The sequence below is a fragment of the Rhodococcus sp. NPDC004095 genome, from assembly GCF_053604015.1.
Genome location: NZ_JBSGGS010000024.1, coordinates 14980 through 35711 on the forward strand (window position 1 = coordinate 14980; position 20732 = coordinate 35711).

22 protein-coding genes are annotated in these 20732 nt (G+C 70.1%); 11 read left to right on the forward strand and 11 right to left on the reverse strand.

Annotation, left to right across the window (positions count from 1 at the left end):
* Positions 1-48 precede the first annotated feature (48 nt).
* From ACWEPG_RS27570 to ACWEPG_RS27590, 5 genes are read right to left on the reverse strand one after another with little or no spacing between them, the layout of a single operon-like run.
* Entirely contained in the window at positions 49-1416 is a 1368-nt protein-coding gene (locus tag ACWEPG_RS27570; RefSeq protein WP_450116279.1) for a DUF1254 domain-containing protein, read from the reverse strand.
* 3 nt (positions 1417-1419) lie between these two features.
* Positions 1420-2181, reverse strand: a complete 762-nt coding sequence (locus ACWEPG_RS27575) for a crotonase/enoyl-CoA hydratase family protein (RefSeq protein ID WP_452595803.1) — start codon at positions 2179-2181, stop codon at positions 1420-1422.
* Positions 2182-2236: 55 nt separating this feature from the next.
* Positions 2237-3034, reverse strand: coding sequence for an enoyl-CoA hydratase/isomerase family protein (locus ACWEPG_RS27580; protein ID WP_450116277.1), 798 nt, complete (start codon positions 3032-3034; stop codon positions 2237-2239).
* 4 nt (positions 3035-3038) lie between these two features.
* Positions 3039-4592 (reverse strand): MFS transporter, encoded by a 1554-nt coding sequence (locus ACWEPG_RS27585; RefSeq protein ID WP_450116276.1) that lies wholly within the window; start codon positions 4590-4592, stop codon positions 3039-3041.
* Positions 4532-5131 (reverse strand): PadR family transcriptional regulator, encoded by a 600-nt coding sequence (locus ACWEPG_RS27590; protein WP_450116288.1) that lies wholly within the window; start codon positions 5129-5131, stop codon positions 4532-4534. Before ACWEPG_RS27590 ends, ACWEPG_RS27585 begins: the two co-directional genes overlap by 61 nt.
* 105 nt (positions 5132-5236) lie before the next feature.
* Here ACWEPG_RS27590 and ACWEPG_RS27595 point away from each other — a divergent pair, with 105 nt between their 5' ends.
* The 7 genes from ACWEPG_RS27595 to ACWEPG_RS27625 all read left to right on the forward strand — a co-directional run bounded on the left by ACWEPG_RS27595 (position 5237) and on the right by ACWEPG_RS27625 (position 11086).
* Entirely contained in the window at positions 5237-5926 is a 690-nt protein-coding gene (locus ACWEPG_RS27595) for a GNAT family N-acetyltransferase (RefSeq protein ID WP_450116275.1), read from the forward strand.
* Between the two features lie 37 nt (positions 5927-5963).
* On the forward strand, positions 5964-6989 hold the full coding sequence (locus ACWEPG_RS27600; protein WP_450116274.1) for a glutathione S-transferase family protein: 1026 nt from the start codon (positions 5964-5966) through the stop codon (positions 6987-6989).
* 154 nt (positions 6990-7143) lie between these two features.
* Positions 7144-8049, forward strand: a complete 906-nt coding sequence (gene phnD, locus ACWEPG_RS27605; protein ID WP_450116273.1) for a phosphate/phosphite/phosphonate ABC transporter substrate-binding protein — start codon at positions 7144-7146, stop codon at positions 8047-8049.
* Positions 8046-8861, forward strand: coding sequence for a phosphonate ABC transporter ATP-binding protein (locus ACWEPG_RS27610; RefSeq protein WP_450116272.1), 816 nt, complete (start codon positions 8046-8048; stop codon positions 8859-8861). Before phnD ends, ACWEPG_RS27610 begins: the two co-directional genes overlap by 4 nt.
* Positions 8842-9699, forward strand: a complete 858-nt coding sequence (phnE, locus tag ACWEPG_RS27615; protein ID WP_450116271.1) for a phosphonate ABC transporter, permease protein PhnE — start codon at positions 8842-8844, stop codon at positions 9697-9699. Before ACWEPG_RS27610 ends, phnE begins: the two co-directional genes overlap by 20 nt.
* Positions 9696-10460, forward strand: coding sequence for a tyrosine-protein phosphatase (locus ACWEPG_RS27620; RefSeq protein ID WP_450116270.1), 765 nt, complete (start codon positions 9696-9698; stop codon positions 10458-10460). The genes phnE and ACWEPG_RS27620 overlap by 4 nt, the downstream gene beginning before the upstream one ends.
* Complete coding sequence (locus ACWEPG_RS27625; RefSeq protein WP_450116269.1) at positions 10457-11086, forward strand: TetR/AcrR family transcriptional regulator; 630 nt, start codon at positions 10457-10459, stop codon at positions 11084-11086. The genes ACWEPG_RS27620 and ACWEPG_RS27625 overlap by 4 nt, the downstream gene beginning before the upstream one ends.
* Before the next feature lie 6 nt (positions 11087-11092).
* Here the strand turns inward: ACWEPG_RS27625 and ACWEPG_RS27630 are convergent, their stop codons facing one another.
* Both ACWEPG_RS27630 and ACWEPG_RS27635 read right to left on the reverse strand, forming a co-directional pair.
* A complete protein-coding gene (locus ACWEPG_RS27630; RefSeq protein ID WP_450116268.1) occupies positions 11093-11500 on the reverse strand; it encodes a VOC family protein in 408 nt (135 codons plus the stop codon).
* On the reverse strand, positions 11497-12342 hold the full coding sequence (locus ACWEPG_RS27635) for a helix-turn-helix domain-containing protein (RefSeq protein ID WP_450116267.1): 846 nt from the start codon (positions 12340-12342) through the stop codon (positions 11497-11499). Before ACWEPG_RS27635 ends, ACWEPG_RS27630 begins: the two co-directional genes overlap by 4 nt.
* A gap of 157 nt (positions 12343-12499) precedes the next feature.
* Between ACWEPG_RS27635 and ACWEPG_RS27640 the strand changes: the two genes are divergently transcribed.
* From ACWEPG_RS27640 to ACWEPG_RS27650, 3 genes are all read left to right on the forward strand, one after another.
* Positions 12500-13189 (forward strand): hypothetical protein, encoded by a 690-nt coding sequence (locus ACWEPG_RS27640; RefSeq protein ID WP_450116266.1) that lies wholly within the window; start codon positions 12500-12502, stop codon positions 13187-13189.
* Between the two features lie 7 nt (positions 13190-13196).
* The gene (locus tag ACWEPG_RS27645; RefSeq protein WP_450116265.1) at positions 13197-13613 is read left to right on the forward strand and encodes a DUF6153 family protein; all 417 of its coding nucleotides are present in this window, start codon (positions 13197-13199) and stop codon (positions 13611-13613) included.
* Positions 13614-13678: 65 nt separating this feature from the next.
* A complete protein-coding gene (locus tag ACWEPG_RS27650) occupies positions 13679-14341 on the forward strand; it encodes a DUF305 domain-containing protein (RefSeq protein WP_450116264.1) in 663 nt (220 codons plus the stop codon).
* Positions 14342-14348: 7 nt separating this feature from the next.
* Here ACWEPG_RS27650 and ACWEPG_RS27655 read toward each other — a convergent pair whose 3' ends face one another.
* From ACWEPG_RS27655 to ACWEPG_RS27670, 4 genes are all read right to left on the reverse strand, one after another.
* Positions 14349-15683: a diacylglycerol/lipid kinase family protein gene (locus tag ACWEPG_RS27655; RefSeq protein ID WP_450116263.1), complete on the reverse strand. Its 1335-nt coding sequence runs from the start codon at positions 15681-15683 to the stop codon at positions 14349-14351.
* A 103-nt stretch (positions 15684-15786) separates the two neighbouring features.
* Positions 15787-17547 (reverse strand): FAD-dependent oxidoreductase, encoded by a 1761-nt coding sequence (locus ACWEPG_RS27660; protein ID WP_452595804.1) that lies wholly within the window; start codon positions 17545-17547, stop codon positions 15787-15789.
* 21 nt (positions 17548-17568) lie between these two features.
* The gene (locus tag ACWEPG_RS27665; RefSeq protein ID WP_450116261.1) at positions 17569-18555 is read right to left on the reverse strand and encodes an AurF N-oxygenase family protein; all 987 of its coding nucleotides are present in this window, start codon (positions 18553-18555) and stop codon (positions 17569-17571) included.
* Positions 18556-18673: 118 nt separating this feature from the next.
* Positions 18674-19819: a YbfB/YjiJ family MFS transporter gene (locus ACWEPG_RS27670; protein ID WP_452595805.1), complete on the reverse strand. Its 1146-nt coding sequence runs from the start codon at positions 19817-19819 to the stop codon at positions 18674-18676.
* A gap of 58 nt (positions 19820-19877) precedes the next feature.
* Here ACWEPG_RS27670 and ACWEPG_RS27675 point away from each other — a divergent pair, with 58 nt between their 5' ends.
* Entirely contained in the window at positions 19878-20729 is an 852-nt protein-coding gene (locus ACWEPG_RS27675) for an LLM class F420-dependent oxidoreductase (RefSeq protein ID WP_450116259.1), read from the forward strand.
* The last annotated feature ends 3 nt before the right edge of the window (positions 20730-20732 follow it).

Here is a 20732-nt window from a genome sequence, read left to right on the forward strand (position 1 = left end):
CGGTGCCTCCGTCGTGTCGGGATGCTCGGGCCGTGCCAGGGTCTCGGGTTACTCGGGTTGCGCGGGGGGCGGAGTCCACGACGGCTCCGCGGGGAGGTAGGTGCGCAGCATCAGCACGAACTCGCCGTCGGGTGCCGGCAGCCAGTTCGCGGTCCCGGACGGCGGCGGCGACGCCGACACCCACACGTCGAGGGACCCGTCGGCGCCGCGGACCAGACCGGGTGTGCGGTCACCGATCGCGTACCGGCCCATGTCGTTCGGCACCACGAACATGTCCGGCCCGTACAGGGTGATCGACCAGAACCCGCGCGGGTCCACCGGAGGCAGGTCGGCGGCGGCGAAATGCAGCCGGTAACCGGTGTGCCCGCGGAGCGGCTGTCCGTCGGCGCTCGTCCGCGTGACGTGGTAGATCGACTCCTCCGGCACGTTGGCGCCGAGGCCGATCCTGGCGACGACCGCCCGGTGCAGGTAGTCGGTGCCGTAACGGCCCGCGTCGGCGAGGGTGCTCCACGCACCCGCACTCGTGTCGGCGCCGACGGCGAGGGCCGCGTCGATGCGTTGCCCGCCGAGCACGACGCCGGTCGCGAGCGCGGCGACGTCCTCCGGGTCACCGGCGCTCGGGGTGGATCCGGGTTCCACACCGAGCGTCGAGATACCCTCCAGTAGTGGGGCGTCCGCGGCGGGCGGCGGATTCGCAGCGAGGATCGCGGCGAGTTCGTCGAAGAAGGCGGCTCCCGAGCCTGCCATCGCTTGCGGCGCCGGGTTGTTGCCGCAGTCCGTCGGAGGTAGCGAAGGTGGGGCGGTGGCGGGTGCGGGTCCGGCCACCCGCATCACGTACCGCTTCTGTGAGTCCTGAGCCGCGGGCAGGTCCGATTCCGACTCGACCAGCGTGCGTCCGATCATCCAGGCGTCCCAGGTGGGCGACTCGATCACGCGCGCCGCATCGGGGGCGGTACCGGACCAGCCCGGCGGGACGATCAGGTGGGCACCGGGCGCCGAACCTGTCTCACGCGTCCCGACATTGGCGAAGACGTTGCTGTAGATGTCGAGGAACTGGAACCCGAAGTACCGTTCGCCCATCTCCGGGTGGCTCAGCAGCACCGGTCCGGCGCGCAGATCCAGCCAGGCGATCGAGTAGAGGGTGTCGACGTTCGGGGCGACGACGGTCCGGGAGTCGGGGCCGGACATCCGGGACTGGTTGTGGAGCTGGTTGACCGGCAGCAGACAGGTCATGTTCGCCCGCGTGCGGGCCAGCGCGACCGGCGCGTACCCGTAGACGAAACCGTCGGCGGCGGTCTCGGCACGCTCGTGGGCCTCCTGGTCGACCGGGTCCGCGGCCCCGCATCCGACGACCAAGGCGCCGAGCAACCCCACGGACAGCGTCGCCGCCACCCGACCGGCCGCCCGGCGCCGCACGCCCTACCGTCCCTTCCAGACCGGGGCGCGCTTCTCCGCGAACGCCTTCGAGCCCTCGATCGCGTCCTCGGAGACGAACACGGGTGCGATCAGCTCGAGCTGCCTGGCGAACGCCTCCGAGTCCGACCAGTCCCCGGACCTCACGACGACCTCCTTGGTCACCGCGACCGCCAGCGGTCCGTTGGCGGTGATCCGCTCGGCCAGCTCGAGAGCACCCTCGAGGGCCATGCCTGGCTCGACGAGCCGGTTCACGAACCCGTAGTTGTGGGCCTCCTCCGCGGTGAACGAGTCGCCGGTCAGTGCCAGCTCCAGCGCCTTCTGGTACGGAATCCGTTTCTGCAACCGCAGCAGCCCGCCACCGGCGGCGACCAGGCCGCGCTTGACCTCCGGGATACCGAACTTCGCGTCACGGGACGCCACGACCAGGTCGGTGGCGAGCACCAGTTCGGTGCCGCCCGCGAGCGCGAAGCCCTCCACGGCGGCGATGATCGGCTTCCGCGGCGGCGCCTCGGTGAAGCCGAGCCCCTTGCCCGGGACGACGACGTTCTCGCCGGCGACGAAGGCCTTGAGATCCATGCCCGCGCAGAAGTTGCCGCCGGCACCGGTGACGACCGCGAGCGAGAGATCGTCGTCGGCGTCGAGCTCGTCGACCGCCGCGGCGAGCGCGTTGCTCACCGCGGCGTTGATCGCGTTGCGCGCCTCCGGACGATTGATCGTGATGACCATGATGCGGCCGTTGCGTTCGATCAGGACTTCGTTCGACATGGCACCCACTCTAAGCGCCGCACAGTGGCGTGGGTCACGTCGGAGCATCCGCTCGTCAGCGGCCGACGTAATGCGCCTTCCCCGGTCCCACGTCCAGGAAGCTGCGCACCGCGGTCTGCAGGTCGGCCGTGCCGAAGAGTGCGCCCGACACCTCCGGCGTGATCGAATCTGCGTGCGCGACACCACCGGAACGCCATGCCTCGATGATCTTCTTCGTCGCCGCGTGCGCCCGGGTGGGACCGTCCGCCAGTCGCGCGGCCAGTGCCCGCGCCGCCGCCTCGACGTCGTCGCGCACCGCGTTGACCACACCCCAGGAGAGCATGGTCTCGGCGTCGTACAGGTCGCCCGTCATGACGAACTCCCTGGCCCGGCCCGATCCCGCGCGCTCGGCGAGCCGCTGCGGACCGCCCATCGACGGGGTCAGCCCGACCACCGTCTCAACGAGCCCGAACTTCGCCTTCGGCGCGGCGACGATGATGTCGCAGGCCAGGGCGATCTCGAACGCCGCGGTCAGCGTCAGCCCGTGGGCGGCGTACACGACGGGACAGGGCAGCGCCTCGATCTGGTGGATCACTTCGGCGAACAGCGTCCGCCACAGGACGGCGCCCTCGTCCTCGGTGAGCCCGTCGAACACGTGCACGTCCACACCGCCGGAGTTCACCTTGCCCTCCGCCCGCAGCAGCACCGCCCGCGGCGGGGTGGCGGCGAGCGCGTCCAGGTCCGCGGTGAGCGAGTCGAACATGGCCCGGTCGAACAGGTTCAGACCACCGTCGTCGAAGGTGAGGACTGCGACCTCCGCGCCGCCCTCGGTGTGGATGCGCTCGAGCCGGGTGGGCTTGTCGGGATCAGTCATGCGGTCAGCCTGCCATAGGCTCGCGACTCTCCGCGGCAGCCACGACGTCCGGCTGTCCACCTCCTCGCATCGGCCGTGAGAAGCACAGCGACGCAACGAAACCGACCAGCAGGACCGCGGCAGGCAGCAGCACGGACTGACTCATCGCCGAGCTGAATCCGTCCCTGATGAACTCCGGCATCGCGGTGGCCATGCCCTCGTGCGCGGTCCCCCCGGAGGGCACGCCGTTGGCGGCGAGACGGGAGGTGATCAGGGCTCCGATGCCCGCACTGCCGAGCACCGCGCCGACCTGCCGTGTGGTGTTGTAGACCCCGGACCCCGCCCCGGCCTGATGCTGCGGCAGGTTGCGGGTGGCGGTCGCGGCGAGCGGCGACCAGATGAACGCGTTGGCGACACCCATGAGCGCGATCGGCAGCAGCAGTTCCCAGATCGCGGTGTCGGGCTTCATCACCACGGACAGCCAGGTCAGCGAGATCGCGAGCATCAGGAATCCGGGTGCGGCGATGTAACGCGGGTGCACACGGTCGACCAGCTTGCCGACACCCGGCGCGAGTGCGCCGGCGAGCACCGCCATCGGCACCATCAGCAGCGCCGAACCCGTCGGCGAGAGTCCGCGTACGCCCTGTGCGTAGAACATCAGCGGCAGCACCATTGCGGTGATCGCGAAACCCATCGACGTGATCGCGATGTTGGCGAGCGAGTAGTTGCGGTCCCGGAACAGTTCGAGGGGAAGCAGGGGCTCGCCCTTGGTGCGGGACTGGTTCCAGACGAACACCCCGAGCAACACGATTCCGGCCGCGATCATCAGCCAGATCCGCGCCGACCAGTTGTAGGTGTTGCCCTCCTGCAGACCGAACACCAGGAAGAACATGCCCGCGGCACTGAGGATCACGCCGGGGATGTCGAACTTGTGCTGGTGCGTCTCGAGATCCGGGACGTACCGCATCGCGGCGAGGAAGGCGACGACGCCGACCGGCACGTTGACGAAGAAGATCCACTGCCAGCCGAGGCCGTCGACCAGCACACCGCCGGCCAGCGGACCGACCAGCGTGGCGACACCGGCGGTGGCCCCCCACAGACCCATCGCGGTACCGCGCTTGTCCGGCGGGAAGGTCCGGGTGATGACGGCCATCGTCTGCGGCGTCATCAGGGCCGCACCGAAGCCCTGGAAGACGCGCGCCACGATCAGCATCTCGATGCTGCCGGCCAGACCGCACCACAGCGATGCGGCGGTGAACAGGGTGAGCCCGAGCAGGTACAGCCGCTTGGGCCCGAAACGGTCCCCGAGGCGACCGGTGATCAGCAACGGCACCGCGTAGGCGAGCAGGTACGCACTGGTCACCCAGACGACGCTGTTGATGTCGGCACCGAGGTGGTCCATGATCGCCGGATTGGCGACCGCGACGATCGTGGAGTCGACGAGGATCATGAAGAAGCCCAGACACAGCGCCCACAGCGCCGGCCACGGCCTGGCCTCGGCCTGCTGGTTGGTTGCGGTCACGTTCTTTCCCCTGCCTGTTGCGCGAGTTGTGTCTTGATGATGTCGGGTGTGACCCATGGAAGTTCGCCGCTCTCGAGTTCGTCGACCGTGCGGCGCAGCCAGTCGATCTCGGCCCGGGTCACGGTGTGCAAGTAGTCGAGCTCGACCCAGAACGCCCGCGGCTTTGCCCGCCCGACGAGGACGGCGCGGTCGGCGTCGAGCCGATCGAGTTCCTGTTCGAGCAACCGGATGCGGCCGGTCAGCAGCCGGGCCACGGTGTCCGCGTCGAGGTTGTGCGCCTCGGCGAGCGCGAGCGGGAACCGCGGGTACTCGCGCACCGACTTCTCGAGCATCTCGGCGACCTGATCCTTCATCGCCGCCCGACCCGCATCGGTGATCGCGTAGGTGGTGCGTTCGGGCCGGTTGCCGTCACGTTCGGTTCCGACCGCGGTCACCAGGCGGTCGCGGTCCAGCCGCGCCACCGCGTGATAGAGCGAGCCCGGCCGCAGTTTCACGATGCGGTCGCCGCGTCTTTGCAGCAGCACCTGATACATCTCGTAGGGATGCATGTCCCGCTCGTTGAGCAGGGCCAGCACGGTGATCGCAAGCGGCGTCACGCTCAACTGCCGTCGCCTCCTCCACCCGAATAGTCCACACGGAATATACGGCGTGGACCATTGTGCGACAAGACCCGCACCCCCGGCGCCCGATAGCGTCGTGGGGTGGACTCGCACCAACTCGACATCGTCTCCCTCGCCTGGTCGCGGGAACTCGGCCTGCCGCACGACGCCCTCCGCCACGCCGGCACCCGCACAGTAGGCCCGGCCACCGACACTGTCCGGTTCGTCCGGCTCGGCACTGCCAGCGCGCTTGTCGGCCCGGACTGGCTGCTCGACCGTGCCGCCGACATCGACGACGAGGCCCTCTCGACCCGATCGACGCTGATGGAGTTGACCAAGGACCGCGGCGGCCGCTGCGTGGGGCCCCGGCTGCTCGCGTACGCCTCCGAGGTGAGCGACGAGATCGAAATCGAGAATCCGCTCATCTCGCACGTACTGCCCCATGTGCTGAGGTTGCAGTCGCTGTGCCCACCCGACGACGTCGAGGAGGCAGACCTGACACGCCGCCGCAACTGGTTCACGCTCCTCGACGAGGACGAGACCCCGCTCTCCGGAGCGGGATACGCGGAATGGCAGGGCATCGTCGCCCGGGTCGGGGTGTTGACGGTTCCCGGCGCCAGACTCCGCGGACACGGTGCGACGGTCGGCCGCCTGTGCACCAACGACGCGATGGACGAGGGCATGATCCCGCAATGGAGCAGCCATCCCGGGAACACCGCGTCCCGCAGGCTCGCCGCGCGGCTCGGCTACGAGGAACTCGGCAGCGTCACCGAGGTCGCGCTGCGCGCATGACCCCGCCACCGGGGCACTCCGCGTTACCGTTGGCTCCGTGACCGAAGAGAACAGCTCGAGCGGCCGCTACGTCGAGGCGGGCCGCGAATTCGTCCGCGACACCAGGTACATAGAGACCCGGATCACCGCAGACGGTCGTGACGGCTACCCGGTCGAGCCGGACCGCTACCGGCTGGTCGTGGCGCGAGCGTGCCCGTGGGCGAACCGGGCGATCATCGTCCGCCGCCTGCTCGGCCTCGAGGGCGTGCTGTCGATGGGCATGTGCGGACCCACCCACGACGAGCGCAGCTGGACCTTCGACCTCGACCCCGGCGGCGTCGACCCGGTGCTGAAGATCCCCCGCCTGCAGGACGCCTACCTCGCCCGCGACCCGCAGTACCCGCGCGGGATCACCGTCCCCGCGATCGTGGACGTCCCGACCGGACAGGTCGTCACGAACAACTACCCGCAGATCACCCTCGACCTGTCCACCGAATGGACGGCGTACCACCGCGACGGTGCCCCCGACCTGTACCCGGAGCCACTCCGCGACGAGATCGACGAGATCGCGGACCTGGTGTTCCGGGACGTCAACAACGGCGTGTACCGGTGCGGCTTCGCCGGATCACAGGAGGCGTACGACCGCGCCTACGACCGGCTGTTCGCGCGCCTGGACTGGTTGAGCGAACGCCTCGCCACCTGCCGGTTCCTGGTCGGCGACACCATCACCGAGGCGGACGTGCGACTGTTCACCACACTGGCCCGTTTCGACGCCGTGTACCACGGGCACTTCAAGTGCAACCGCAACAAGCTCGACGAGATGGACGTGCTGTGGGCATATGCACGAGACCTGTTCCAGACACCCGGATTCGGTGACACCGTCGACTTCACCCAGATCAAGCAGCACTACTACATCGTGCACACCGACATAAATCCGACGCAGATCGTCCCGAAGGGCCCGGACCTGTCGGGTTGGCTCACCCCGCACGGCCGGGAGGCCTTGGGCGGCAGGCCGTTCGGCGACGGCACTCCACCGCCGCCGCCGCAGCCGGCCGAGGTGGTTCCCGAGGGCCACTCGGCCTGATCCCCGGCCTGCGCTCGCGCTCCCACCCGACGCACCGAGTGTTCACCCGGTGTCCCATTTCCGGTACGGCGGTCTCGTAATTCCGTGTCATCTCGACGGGTTTGCATACGGGCGTTCTCGAAAACACCCCGCGTGACCGCGTGAAAGGGACACCATGCGCCGCCACACCCCGACCATCCTGGGCATCCTGGGCGCCGGCGCCCTCGTTGTCGCACTGACCGGCTGTTCGTCGGACTCTGCGGACACCGAGGCGTCCGACGGCACCATCACCATCGCCACCACCCCGCTCGTCGACGATCCGACCCAGGCGAACCCCGTCGAGGCCCTCGCCGACCTGCTCGAGACGGAGACCGGTCGTCCGGTCGACATCCTCGACGTGCCCGACTATCTGAGCGTCGTCGAGGCGATCCGCTCCGACCACGTCGACTTCGGCATCATGAGCGGATTCCCCTCCGCGCTCGCCGTGAACACCGGCGAAGTCGACGCGCTGATGGCGTGGAAGGGCAGCGACGACCCCGTGTCGACGTGCGTGGTGCTCGAAGGCTCCCCCGTCCGGTCCCTCACCGACCTGAGGGGCAAGACCGTCGCCTTCGCCGACCAGGCCTCGAGCTCCGGCTACTTCATGCCGGTCCACATGCTGCACGAGGCCGGCCTCGAGCAGGGCAGCGACTACAAGGCGATCTTCGCCGGTGGCCACGAGGGCGGCTTCGCCGCGCTCCGTCAGGGACAGGTCGACGCGGCGTGCACGGCGATCATGCTGACCGAACTCGGCGCGCCGATGTTCCCCTTCGCCGACGGCGAGTGGCGCGGGGTCGGCGAGAGCCTGTCGATGCCGATCATGGGGGCGGTCCTCGCCCGGCAATCCCTCGACGACGAGACACGGACCCTGCTGCAGGACGCGCTGCCGAAGGTGTTCTCCGAGCAGAACAAAGCCGCCCTCGGCGCCCTGGGCAAGGGCTTCATCGGGCTCGAGACCGTGCAGGATCCGAACGCCGCCGACTTCCAGTCCTTCGTCGACATCGCTGCGGTGGCCGGCGTCGAACTGTCGGACCTGCAGTGACCACCGCCGCGACCGTCCCGGCGATCCGGCCCGCGCCGAACCTCGGCTCGCCGGTCGTCACCGTGCGCGGCCTGCGCGTCGCCTACGGCGACCAGGTCGTGCTCGACGGCGTCGACCTCGACCTGCGTCCCGGTGAGACCGTCGCACTGCTGGGCGCGTCCGGCTCGGGTAAGTCGACACTGATGAAGAGCCTCACCGGATTCGCGCCCGCCGCGGCGGGCCGGGTGCACGTCGCCGGCCACGATGTCACCGACCTGCGGCGCCGGGAACCACGGCGTCTGCGCGCCGACGTCGGCCAGGTCTTCCAGCAGTTCAACCTGATCCCCCGGCTCAGCGTACTCACCAATGTCCTCACCGGGGCGCTGCACAACGCCGGCCCGATCAACCTCGTCGGCGGATTCGGCAGCGAGCACCGCACACTCGCGATGCACTACCTCGACCGGGTCGGCATCGCCCACAAGGCGAAGGACCCGGCCCGGTCACTCAGCGGCGGCCAGCAGCAGCGGGTCGCGATCGCCCGCGCCCTCATGCAACAGCCGCGCGTCATCCTCGCGGACGAACCCGTCGCCTCGCTCGACCCGAGACTGGCGGACTCGGTGCTCGAACTGCTGCGCGGCATCGCCGCCGAGTACCGCATCCCGGTCCTGGTGAGCCTGCACGTACTGCCCCTCGCGCTCGCCCACAGCGACCGGATCGTCGGTCTCCGGCAGGGCCGGCTGATCGTCTCGGCGCCCACATCCGAACTCGACGCCGAGCAACTGCTCCCGCTCTACCGACACGAGGAGCACGGTGGTGACGACGATTTCGCCTGAACCGACCCACACCGACCGGACCAAGTCGTCCACCACACCGGCACTGGATCCGGCCGAACGCCGGCGACTCGAGCAAGCGTTCTCGATTCCGCGGACGCGGTTCCTCGTCGGCATCCCGCTCGCCCTGCTCGTGCTGTTCTGGTCGTTCCAGGGCGCCGAGTTCGACTTCGCCGGCCTTGCCGACGGCACCGTCAACATGGGCGAATTCCTCTCGCGGCTCTTCCCGCCCGACTTCTCGAAGTTCGGCACCATCGTGGAACTGCTGATCGAGACGCTCCAGATGGCGATCGTCGGCACCGTGCTCGGCGGTGTGCTGTCGCTGCTCGTCGCGTTCGCGGCCTCGTCCAACATCGCGCCGACGTGGCTGTACTACCCGGCGCGCTGGGTCATGAACGTCATCCGCTCGGTCCCGGATCTGGTCTTCGCGCTCATGTTCGTCTCGGCCGTGGGACTGGGACCGTTCGCGGGCATCCTCGCCATGACGCTCGGCTCGATCGGTTCGATCGGAAAGATCTACGCCGAAGCCATGGAATCCGTCGACCGCGGACCTGTCGTCGCCGTGCAGGCCGTCGGCGCGTCCAAGCGTCAGGTCATCACCTACGGCATCCTGCCCCAGGCCGCGCCGATGCTCGTCTCCTACACACTGCTGCTGTTCGAGGGCAACGTGCGGGGCGCGACGATCCTCGGTCTGGTCGGAGCGGGCGGCATCGGACTCGAACTCACCACCGCGATGAAGATGTACGACTACGGACATCTCAGCGCCATCATCATCTGCATCATCGTGCTCGTCACGGTGATCGATCAGGGCAGCGCCCTCATCCGAAGGAGAATCACGTGACAACCGCACTCGACATCACCCCCACCGCGCCGGCGAATCTCCGTGACCTGGGCGGAATCCCGATCGCAGGCGGTGTCCTGCGCACAGGTCTCGCGATCCGCGCCGACGACCTGTCGACCATCACCGAGGACGACGCGCGAGGACTGCTGGAACGTGGCCTGGTGAGCGTGATCGACCTGCGTTCGGGCGACGAGGTCGCGCTCACCGGCCGCGGACCGCTGTCCGGACATCCGGTGTCGTACCACCACCTGCCGCTGATGCGCGACATCCGAACGGCGGGAACCGCGGACGAACCGTTCCCGACCTCGCGGGCACAGTTCGGCGAGATGTACGCGACCATGCTGGAAACGGCTGCGCCGCAACTGGTGAGCGCCCTCGGGATCATCGCGGTGGCCCCCGGCACCACGGCATTCCACTGCGCGGCGGGAGCCGACCGCACCGGAGTCCTCGCTGCCGCACTGCTTCTCGCACTCGGCGCCGAGGACGACGCCATCGTCTCCGACTACCGCCGCACCGGAGTCAACATGACGGCGATCAACACCCGCCTTGCCCCCGTCATGGGTGTGTTGCTGGCGCGAATGGGTTTCGACACCGCCCCGGCGGTACCCGCCGAGGACTCGATCGAGGTGTGGGACACCGCAATGCGCACCATGCTCGCCCGGCTGCGTGATCGGCACGGCGACGCACTCGCTCCCCTGCGTACGGCCGGACTGAGCGACGAGACCGTCCATCGTCTGCGTCGGCGCGCGCTCGACGCATGACGGTCACCGAACCGCGGGCGGCCGGCGTGCAGGCACCGGCCGCCCGCGGACCGGGACGGCCGCGCAAGGGCGACATCGACGGTCGTATCCTCGGCGCCACACTGGCACTCATCGACGAGAACGAGACACCGACCGTGGCGCGCGTCGCCGAACGCAGCGGGGTGAGCCGCGCCGCGCTGTACCGGCGATGGCCGTCGATCACCGCGCTCGTCGCCGCCGCGATCGACACCGGACGCGAACAGCCCGAACCGATCGCGACCGACGGCGACCTCCGAGAGGCCGTTCTCGGCTCCTTCGACAGCGCGCACACGGACGGATATCCGGAGGAACGGTTCCGGCGCCGGATCCGGCTGTCGATGGAGAACCCGGAGTTGCAGAAGGCCTACTGGCACAGCCACGTGTCGCGCCGCCGCGTGCCGCTCGAGGATGCCCTGCGCGCCGGGATCAACCGCGGGATCCTTCGCGAGGACCTGGATGCCGAGGCCTGCTTCGACCTGCTCGCCGGGGTGTTCTACTACCAGTTCGTCGTTCGCGGGGACGCACTCGACGACGGGGCGACCCGGGCGCGGTGCCGCGCCGCGCTCGAGGTCGCGTGGCGCGGCATGCTCGCCGATCCGGTCGGGTGATCGCGGCTACTCCCCGGCGTACGTCCCGAAGCTCCAGAACACTCCTTCGGGGTCGCGGCAGGTGAATCCCCTGGAGCCGTAGTCCTCGTCGGTCAGGCCCTTGACGACGGTGGCGCCGGCGGCGACGGCGCGGTCGTGCAGTGCGTCGGGTTGGTCGGTGACGAGGTAGACGGAGCCGACTCCCGTGGGCAGGTCGGCGAGCACCGAGTCGTCACGGCTGCTGCCGAGCATGATCCCACCACCGGCAGGCCAATCCAGTTGCGCGTGGTCGACGCGGTCTCCCTCGCCGTAGACGGCCCTCTCGACGAAACCGAAGGCGTCGACCAGGAAGGAGATCGCGGCACGCGCGTTCGCGTAGGTGAGGGTCGGCCAGACGTGCGTTGTGGTCATCGTGGTGTCCGCTTCTGTGGTCATGCCCTCGACGGTGCCTCACCGGCGGGGCATTCGTCTTGGACGAGTGGGAACAGTTCCTCGGCCCGCCAGCGGGACGGCGGCACTCCGGCGAGGGAGCGCCACTCACGGGCCAGATGGGCCTGATCGTAGAAGCCGCACCGGGCCGCGACGTCGGCCAGCGAGAGGCCGGGGAGCCGACGCTGGAGGCGCTTCGATCGGTCGAAGCGTGCCACCCGCATCGCGTCCTTCGGCCCGATCCCGAACTCGGCGGTGAACCGGGTGACCAGATGCCTTCTGCTCCAGCCGATGTCGCGGGCGACGTCGGCCACCCGGCGAGCAGTCGTCCCGGTGAGCAGGTGCCATGCGCGGGCGAGGTTGTCGTCGACGCCGGAGTCACCACATCGGCGCAGCAACACGTCGTCGAGGATCGCGAACCGTGCGGGCCACTCCGACTCGGCTGCGATCCGGTCGGCGAGTTCGGTTGCGTCCGAACCGAGCACGTCGTCGAGGTCGACGATCCACGCGCCGAGCGCGGCGGCGGGCACACCGAGAAGTGCGCGCGACCCGGCCGGGGTCAGCGCCAGTTGGACACCGTGCTGATTCCCGTCGTGTTCGATGGCGACGGCGGTCGTGGCCAGCCCGCTCGCCAGCGCATCCCACGCGCCCGCCGGCTGCGCCGGATGCGAGGTGGCGGCGATCGTCACCGGGGCGTCCAGGGACAGGACCACCGTCAGCTCCGGCGCCGGGGTTCCCAGATGGACGCCGGCCTCGAATCCGGACAGCCGGTAGCCCTCGTACGGCCCGAGGTACGGCCGCAGCGGCGCGGCGGGCGCTGCCCGCATCCCCTGGGAGACACCGGTCACCCCTCCGAGGCTATCGCCTGTGAGTCCTTTCGGCCCCGATGCGACCGAAAGGACTCACAGGCGGCGCAGCCGCCCGGTCCGGAACAATCCCGACGAGCCGGACGTTGGGACTGTGTTCGGCCGCCGAGCGCGCGGGTCCGAGCAGGAGGATGGACCGATGAACGTCACCGGACGGGTGGAGCAGGCGATTGCGTCGCTGCTCGACAACGGCGCGCGACTGCAGGGACCGGCCGTCGAGGCACACGTGTCCCGGCTGCGCCGTGCGCACCCCGGGGAGACCCCGCAGCAGATCGTCGACCGGCTCGAGCGAACGTTCCTCGCCGTGGTGACCGGCAGCGGCGGCGCGGTCGGTGCGGCGGCCGCGGTGCCCGGCATCGGGACCGCAGGCTCGATCGCCGCGGTCGGTGCGGAGACGGCGTTCTTCCTCGAGGCGAGCGCCCTGTTCACCCTCGCGGTCGCCTCCGTGCACGGCATCCCGGTCACCGACCACGAACGCCGCAAGGCGCTCGTCCTGTCCGTCGCACTGGGCAGCGCGGGGATGGAGATCGTCGAGAAGGCGGTCGGCGCGACCACCAAGAACTGGGGCTCGCTGCTGTCCGGCAAGCTGCCCGCGCAGACGATGACCGGCATGAACCAGACGCTGCTGCGCACGTTCGTCACCAAGTACGCGGCCAAGCGCAGCGCCCTGATCCTCGGCAAGCTGGTGCCTGCCGGAATCGGCGCGGCCATCGGCAGCGCCGGTAACCGCGCGATCGGCAAGGGAGTCGTCACCAACGCCCGCGACGCGTTCGGACCGGCGCCGGCCCAGTGGTCCATCACCGTGGAGCATTACCCCCAGGAGGTATAGTCGGGGCATGTCCCGGACGATCACGACGCGCACCGGACCGCTCCGCGCGGTCCTGCTGCTCGCCGTGATCCTGGGCGTCCTGGCGATGCACCACGTGGCGACGGCAGCCGCCACGGCGGCGCCACCCGCCGTCGAACACGTCGCGGTCGCCTCCGATCAGGTCCCCGCCGGCCCCACCGCGGACATGCCCGACCACGGCGACTCCGGGGGCCATTCCGGCGAACAGCACATGCTCGCCGCCTGCCTGGCGGTCCTGACCGCCGGCGTCGCCCTGCTGCTCGTGCTGATGTTGTTCGGCGTGGTCACCGATTCCGGTGCCCGCCGGGACCGACGACGTGCCGTCCCGGTCCGGTTCGGTCGCGGCCCACCGTTCGCCCGACCGACCTCCGAGCGACTCGCTGCCCTCTGCCTCCTCCGGGTGTGACAGGGCCACTGCGCCGTGCGCGCAGTCGGCCATGTCAGCACCTCAGGAAAGAGCAAGGCAGAGAAATGAACACACGTACCACCGCCGTCGGCTTCGTCGCCGCCCTGGCCACCGCCGCCGTCCTCGTCGCGGGCTGTACCAACGACAACGACACCGACGGCCACTCGATGGGCTCGATGGGCTCGATGATGTCTTCGGCGCCGATGGCCGGCGAGACCTCGTCCGACCACAACACGGCCGACGTGATGTGGACGCAGATGATGATTCCGCACCACCAGCAGGCAGTGGAGATGGCGGCTCTCGCCGAGGGCCGCACCGAGAACGCACAACTACTGGCGTTGGCCGCGCAGATCGAGGCCGCGCAGGCTCCCGAGATCGAGCAGATGACGGGCTGGCTCACCGGGTGGGGCGTGCCGACCATGATGGGCTCGGACACGGACCACTCCATGCCCGGCAACACGGGCGGGATGATGCCCGACGGGATGATGCACGACGGCATGGGCGGAATGATGACCGCCGAACAGATGAGCAGGCTGGAGAACTCCACCGGAGCCGAGTTCGACCGGGCGTGGCTGGAGATGATGATCGCCCATCACCAGGGCGCGATCGACTCGTCCGCGCAGATCCGGGCCGACGGGCAGAGTGAACAGGTCCGGGACCTGGCCGGGAAGATCATCGCCGGTCAGCAGACCGAGATCGACCAGATGAAGTCGATGCTCGGCCAGTAGTCGCCGATCACCGGCCGGGGGTGCGACCCCACGCCAGCGCCCGCAGGCGGACCCAGTCCAGGGTCCTCTTCGGCGGTCGCACCCCCGGCCGGTCCCGCGGCACCCGCACCCGCAGCGCGCCGGGCGCGACGGTGCACCGGACCGGTGTGCGCACCGTGAGCGATTCCCCGTCCACCCCGACGGGGATCTCGTCGGTGTCGGCGTCGAGCACCACCTCACAGACCGCGTGCTGCGTCATTCCCCGCTCGTGCACCCTGCCCAGGAGGCCGACGGCCTGTCGGGCGCTGGACACCGACACCGTCACCACCCCGAGAACGCCCCCGTCCAGTCCGGTGCGGCGACCGAGCCCGGCCAGGTCGTTCGTGCGGTAGGTGCCGTTGCTGACCAGCACCGCCTGGGGTCCGTCGATGGTGGCGTTGCCCACGTGCACCACCAGCCGCGGCCCTCCGCCCTCGCCGAGCAACTCCGGCAGCATCCGAAGAACCGTGCCCGTCTTGTCGTCGCGGTACGCGGGGCTGCGCACCACTTCCGCGTAGACGCCGAACGAGGCGTTGTTGACGAACGCCCGGTCACCGATCCGGCCGATGTCGATGCGCAGCTCCACCCCGTCCCGGAGTGCACCGAGGCAGGCGACCGGATCGTCGCGGTCCAACCCGAGGTCGAGGGCGAAATGATTGCGGGTTCCGGCGCTGATCACCAGGAACGGCAGGTCGTGTTCGGCGGCGACGGCGGCGACGAGGGCCTGGGTCCCGTCCCCGCCCGCCACCCCGAGGAGATCCGCACCCCGCGCCACCGCCTGCCGTGCGAGATCTGCGACGTCGACGATCTCTGGACCGTCGAGGAGAGCCACCTCGGCGCCGAGTTCCTCGGCCCGGCGCACGAGGTCGTGCTCGACGACGGTGCCGCCACCGGAGTGCGGGTTCATCACGAGGAACGGCCGCAGCGGCGGCGGCGCGGGGGTTTCCGGGACGGGCGGGCGAGACTGCCCGTCCTCGAGCGCGGCGCGCGCACAGGCGCCGGCCAGAAGCGCCAGGGCGACGACGACCAGCACGACCCACAACATCCGCTGCGTGGCGAACAACACCAGTACCGCGATCGGCGTGAGCAGCGCGACGGCCAACGCGATCCACCGCGCCGCACCGCGGCCGGTGAGGAACCAGTACCCCGTCGCCAGCATCACCGCGAGCGCCCCGACGGCGGTCGCCAGCAGCGTGAGTGTCCCGAAGAATCCCGCGACGACGATCGGGAGTACCACCGCCACCACCAGCGCGGCGAAAGCTGCCCGCGCCCACCAACGCTGGGCTGCGCCGGGCACCGCGCCCGGTCCGGTGACTGCGTTCATCGTGGGACCCCCGATCGAAACGACGGTGGAGATCCCTGCATTGTCCGCCCGGACGGGCCGGTGCGCCGAACATCCGGCGGGAATCGGCGCGGCGAGAACGATTTCAGGAGGTGACGAGCATTCCCCTGCGCCGCAGCGCCGCGCGAACTCCTCGGGTTTCCTCGGCCCGGGCGGCGGTGCGGGCGATCGCGACCAGTTCCGCCTCGTCGCTGATCTTCTCGCGGATCCGGCCGCGCTCGGCGCCGCGACGACGCTCCTCCGCATCGATCGCCTGCCAGCCGGCCCGGTCGATCACCGCGGGCCGCCGCGCTCGGACCAGCGCCCGCAGGTCGGTGTCGCGACCACCGGGGTCGGGCAGGGCGCCTGCATTGAAATCCTCGACGAGGTGCCGGACCGTCTCCTGCGCACACGACTTGTTGGTGCCGATGAAGCCGCTGGGGCCGCGCTTGATCCACCCCGTCGCGTACACCCCCGGCACGACCGCCCCGCCCGGCGCGGCCAGCACCCGGCCACCGTCGTTGGGTACGACTCCCCGTGCGTCGTCGAAGGGCACCCCCGCGATCGGCACCCCGCGATAGCCGATCGAGGTGAGCACCAACCCGGCCTCGACGACCTCGGTGTCGTCCGTCGCCTCGACGCGCAGCACACCGTCGTCGGCGACGAATTCGTTGCGGGTGAGCGCGACGCCGGAGACTCGACCGTCGCCGATGATCTCGGTCGGGCCGAGCAGGTAGCGGAACGTGATGCGCTTGCGGCCCGCCGCGGGCTTCGACAGCCGCTCCCGCAGCCGCAGCTTCTGCGCCACCGTGTGGTCGAGTTCACCCCGGGCGGCCAGGCTTTCGGTCACCGGGTCGAGGCCCGGATCGTCCACCACGACGTCGACGTCGGGCAGGTCGAGCAGGCCCGCGAACTCGGGGACGGTGAACGCGGACTGCGCGAAACCACGCCGCGCCACGACCACCACCTCTTCGATCCGGCTGTGTCGCAACGCCTCCAGCGCATACGGCGCGATGTCGGTGCCCGCGAGCTCGTCCGGGGCGATGGTCAGGATGCGGGCCACGTCGAGCGCGACGTTGCCGTTGCCGACGATCACGGCCCGACGGTGCGAGAGGTCGAACCGGTCGTCGGCGTGGTCCGGATGCCCGTTGTACCAGGCGACGAAGTCGGTCGCCGACGTGCTGCCCGGCAGGTCCTCGCCGGGGATGCCGAGGCGGCGATCGGTGGACGCGCCCACCGCGTAGATCACCGCGTGATGGTGCGCGAGCAGCTCGTCGTGCGAGAGGTGCTCGCCGATCGTCACGTTCAGGAAGTACTCGAAGCCCGGCTGCGCGGCGATGGTGTCGTACAGCCGGGCCACCTGCTTGGTCTTCTGGTGGTCGGGCGCGACACCGGCGCGAACGAGGCCGTGCGGCACCGGCAGTCGGTCGAAGACGTCGACCGCGACCCCCGGCTGGGTGAGCAGCTCGTCGGCGGCGTACATCGCCGCGGGCCCCGACCCCACGATCGCGACCCGCAGCGGGCCGCGATCGCCGCGAATCCGTGGGGCCGCCACAACCTTGGCCAGCGCCGGACGGGTCTCGCTGCCGCCGATCCGCGACCGGTCCTCGTGCGGCTCCTTGTAGTAGTCCGCGTTGATCTGCAGGTACGGCAGCTGTCGCTCGGTCAGCTTCCTCTCCGGCACGATCGCGTCGACCGGGCACGCCGACACACAGGCTCCGCAGTCGACGCACGCGGCGGGGTCCACGTGCAACATTTCCGCGGTGAGGAAGTCCGGTTCGTCCGGGGTGGGGTGGATGCAGTTGACCGGGCAGGCGTAGACGCACGAGGCGTCGCTGCAACAGGACTGGGTGACGACGTGGGGCATGACGGCGATCCGTTCGAGAGATCAGGCGGCGCGGCGGACCGGTTCGCTGCGGAATCGGGAGACGTCGCCGTCGATCTTGCAGGCCTTCCAGACCAGCTTGGAGATCCGGTTCATCAAGCCGGCGTCCTGCGCGAGCATCCGGACGTCGCCGAAGTAGTTGCGCAGCATCTGCCGCGAGGCGGGCGTGTCCCAGAACAGTTCCTTGCGAACCGACTTCGGGATGTCGAACCGGCGCCAGAACGACTTCGGCGGTACCACGATCACATCGCAGAGGATGCGCATGGTGATCGGCATGGCGATCGAGAGACCGAACCGGCCCAGCCGCGACATCTGCGGCACCCGGCGGCGCAGGTACTGGTGCGCGAAGGAGATGTGGCGCGCCTCCTCGGCGACGTGAATCGCCATGACGCCCTTCATGATCGGATGGAGCGCACCGTTGCCCCGCAGGAACGCCTTCTGGATGTGATCGATCGGTTCCTCACCGGCGAGGACACCGACGAAGAACAGTTCGGGCAGCGGCCCGGAGGCGAGCGGGATGAACGGCGAGATCGCGCGCATGACCGGGCCCATACCGGGGGCGTCGACACCGATCCGGTTCACCATCTCCTGGAACATCAGGGTGTGGTTGCCCTCTTCGATGCACTCGTGGGTGCAGTACCGGTACTCGGCGGAGCCGTTCGGCAGCGAGAAGACGTACTGCGTCATGCCACGGATCAGGATGTTCTCGAACTGCAGGCCGACCTTGGCCACGTTGGCCTGGCGCCACATGCCGATCTCGATCTTCCGCTCGTCCGGCAGCGCCTGGTACCAGGGGTGCGCCCCGAGCGGGTCGTCCTCCTCGTTGAGGATCCAGCGCGGATCGTTCGGCGTCACCGCGAACTCCGGGGAGTCCCATGCGATGTCGACGTAGGGGTCGAAGTGCTTGTGCACCGAGGCCTCGGACAGCCGACGCAGGATGTCGTCGTAGTCGTCCTGGCCGAGGTCGTCCCGAGTCGTCGACAGTGTCATCGCTTCTCCCGTTGTGTGGTGACGAGCGGTGGGTGGGCCGGCAGCCCGCAACGCGAGTAACTGTAACCGTAAGTTTCATTCAAATCCAGGGGTTGCCGGAAACCGCGCCGACCAGGGACTACACCGACCGATCCGCGCGTACGACGGGCACCATGCACAGGGCGCCGACCGCGAGCACGGCCGCCGCGACGGCGAGGGCCCGGCCGTACCCGCCGTCGAGCAGGGGCGCGACGGCCAGGGGCCCGAGCACCTGCCCGAGTCCGTACACCGACGTCAGGATCGCGGCCGCACGCGGCCCGGCCAGCCGGGCACCCTCCCCCAGCGCGAGCATCACGATGGCGATCATGGTGCCGCCGAAGCACAGCGCCGCGACCATCTGCACCGCCGCCGCCCCGATCGCCGCGGACACCGCGACCGCCGCCGCCTGGGTCACCAGCGCCGCCGTCATCATCGACGCCGCAGAGTGCCTACGGGCCAACCGCATCCACAGCACGCACGAGGGCACCACGGCGACGCCGACCGCGACCCACACCGCCGATCCGAGCCAGTGCTCCGATCCGGTGGCCGCGACCGCGGCGACCAGGAAGGTCGCGGACACGATGTAGCCCAGTCCCTCACAGAAGTAGGCCGCTGTCAGCCACGCGAACCCTCGGCGAGATCCCGACGTGGCGAGTTTCGCGGGCGCCGCGCGTACCGCCTCGCGCGACTGCCCGGGCAGCGTCCATGCCGCGACGGCGAGCACGGCCGCCAACGCCGCCGACACCAGCCACGCGACCCGCCAGTCCGCATCCTCACCCAGCGCCAGGACCGCCAACGCCGACACCACGATTCCACCGCCGATACCACCGAACACCCAGCCGACACCGTCGCCGGCGGCGCGGACCCGCTGGTGTGCGACGCGGGTGGTGAACACGAACACCGCCGCACTCGCCGCCCCCGCGACGAACCGCAGCACCATCCACGCCGTCACCGACTCGGTCGCGGCCATCCCCGCGATGGTCGCCACCAGCACCACCAGCGCGCACCGCAGCACCGGAACCGACAGCGCGATCCGGTGCACCGCGATCGCCGCCACCGCTCCGGCCAGGTATCCGAGGTAGTTCGCCGTCGCCAGCGTCGCCGCCGACTCCGGCCGCAGCCCCGTCTGGTCGGTCATCAGCGGCAGGATCGGCGTGAACGCGAACCGCCCCAATCCCATCGCCACCGACAACGCGAGGAACGACCGCGCCACCACGAACCGATCACCGGCAACCGCTACGCCCATTGGCCACACGCTACGGCTGTCCGGAATTGACACCGGACAGCGACTGTTGGCGTGACACGTGACCACAACCACACCCGACCTGGGACGCTTCGGCGTCTGGCGACACGCCTACGGCCTGACCCCCGAATTCGTCCGAGAACTCGAGAGCCTCGGCTACGGAACCCTCTGGCTCGGCGGATCCCCACCGGCCGACCTGGCGATCGCCGAGGACGTCCTGAACGCCACAACCACCCTCGTCGTCGCCACCGGCATCACCAACATCTGGAGTGCCCCCTCCGCCGAGGTCGCAGAGTCCTTCCACCGCCTCGAGGCCAAGCATCCCGGGCGGTTCCTGCTCGGCATCGGCGTCGGGCACCGGGAGGCGTCGAGGGAGGTGTACCGCAAGCCCTATCAGGCGGTCGTCGACTACCTCGACGAGCTGGACGCCGCGGAGGTGCCCGCGTCCCGGCGTCTCCTCGCCGCGCTCGGGCCGAAGATGTTGCGCCTGGCCGCGGACCGCGCCGCCGGTGCCCACCCGTACCTGACCACCCCGCAGCACACCCGCGAGGCCCGCGAGATCCTCGGCGCCGGCGCCCTCCTCGCCCCGGAGCAGAAGTTCGTGCTCGGCACCGACCCGGCCGCCGCCCGCGCGATCGGCCGGCCCCCGGTCGCGAATCCGTACCTGAAACTGCGCAACTACGTGAGCAACCTGAAGCGGCTCGGCTTCACCGACGACGACCTCGCCGACGACGGTAGCGACGCCGTCATCGACGCGCTCGTCGCACACGGCACCGCCGACGAGGTGGCCGCCAAGGTCAGCGAACACCTCGCCGCGGGCGCCGACCACGTCTGTGTGCAGTCGCTGCCGCCCACCGGCGACGCGCTGCCCCCGCTGACCGAACTCGCCGCGGCGCTGGGGTTGCGCGGCTGACGA

What these genes read in the sequence shown, in the direction of transcription:
- ACWEPG_RS27575 (WP_452595803.1), bottom strand. Translation starts at nt 2,181, where the DNA reads ATGTCGAACGAAGTCCTGATCGAACGCAACGGCCGCATCATGGTCATC.
- ACWEPG_RS27580 (WP_450116277.1), bottom strand. Translation starts at nt 3,034, where the DNA reads ATGACTGATCCCGACAAGCCCACCCGGCTCGAGCGCATCCACACCGAG.
- ACWEPG_RS27585 (WP_450116276.1), bottom strand. Translation starts at nt 4,592, where the DNA reads ATGGGTCACACCCGACATCATCAAGACACAACTCGCGCAACAGGCAGG.
- phnD (WP_450116273.1), top strand. Translation starts at nt 7,144, where the DNA reads ATGCGCCGCCACACCCCGACCATCCTGGGCATCCTGGGCGCCGGCGCC.
- ACWEPG_RS27625 (WP_450116269.1), top strand. Translation starts at nt 10,457, where the DNA reads ATGACGGTCACCGAACCGCGGGCGGCCGGCGTGCAGGCACCGGCCGCC.
- ACWEPG_RS27630 (WP_450116268.1), bottom strand. Translation starts at nt 11,500, where the DNA reads ATGACCACAGAAGCGGACACCACGATGACCACAACGCACGTCTGGCCG.
- ACWEPG_RS27640 (WP_450116266.1), top strand. Translation starts at nt 12,500, where the DNA reads ATGAACGTCACCGGACGGGTGGAGCAGGCGATTGCGTCGCTGCTCGAC.
- ACWEPG_RS27645 (WP_450116265.1), top strand. Translation starts at nt 13,197, where the DNA reads ATGTCCCGGACGATCACGACGCGCACCGGACCGCTCCGCGCGGTCCTG.
- ACWEPG_RS27650 (WP_450116264.1), top strand. Translation starts at nt 13,679, where the DNA reads ATGAACACACGTACCACCGCCGTCGGCTTCGTCGCCGCCCTGGCCACC.
- ACWEPG_RS27655 (WP_450116263.1), bottom strand. Translation starts at nt 15,683, where the DNA reads ATGAACGCAGTCACCGGACCGGGCGCGGTGCCCGGCGCAGCCCAGCGT.
- ACWEPG_RS27660 (WP_452595804.1), bottom strand. Translation starts at nt 17,547, where the DNA reads ATGCCCCACGTCGTCACCCAGTCCTGTTGCAGCGACGCCTCGTGCGTC.
- ACWEPG_RS27665 (WP_450116261.1), bottom strand. Translation starts at nt 18,555, where the DNA reads ATGACACTGTCGACGACTCGGGACGACCTCGGCCAGGACGACTACGAC.
- ACWEPG_RS27670 (WP_452595805.1), bottom strand. Translation starts at nt 19,819, where the DNA reads ATGGGCGTAGCGGTTGCCGGTGATCGGTTCGTGGTGGCGCGGTCGTTC.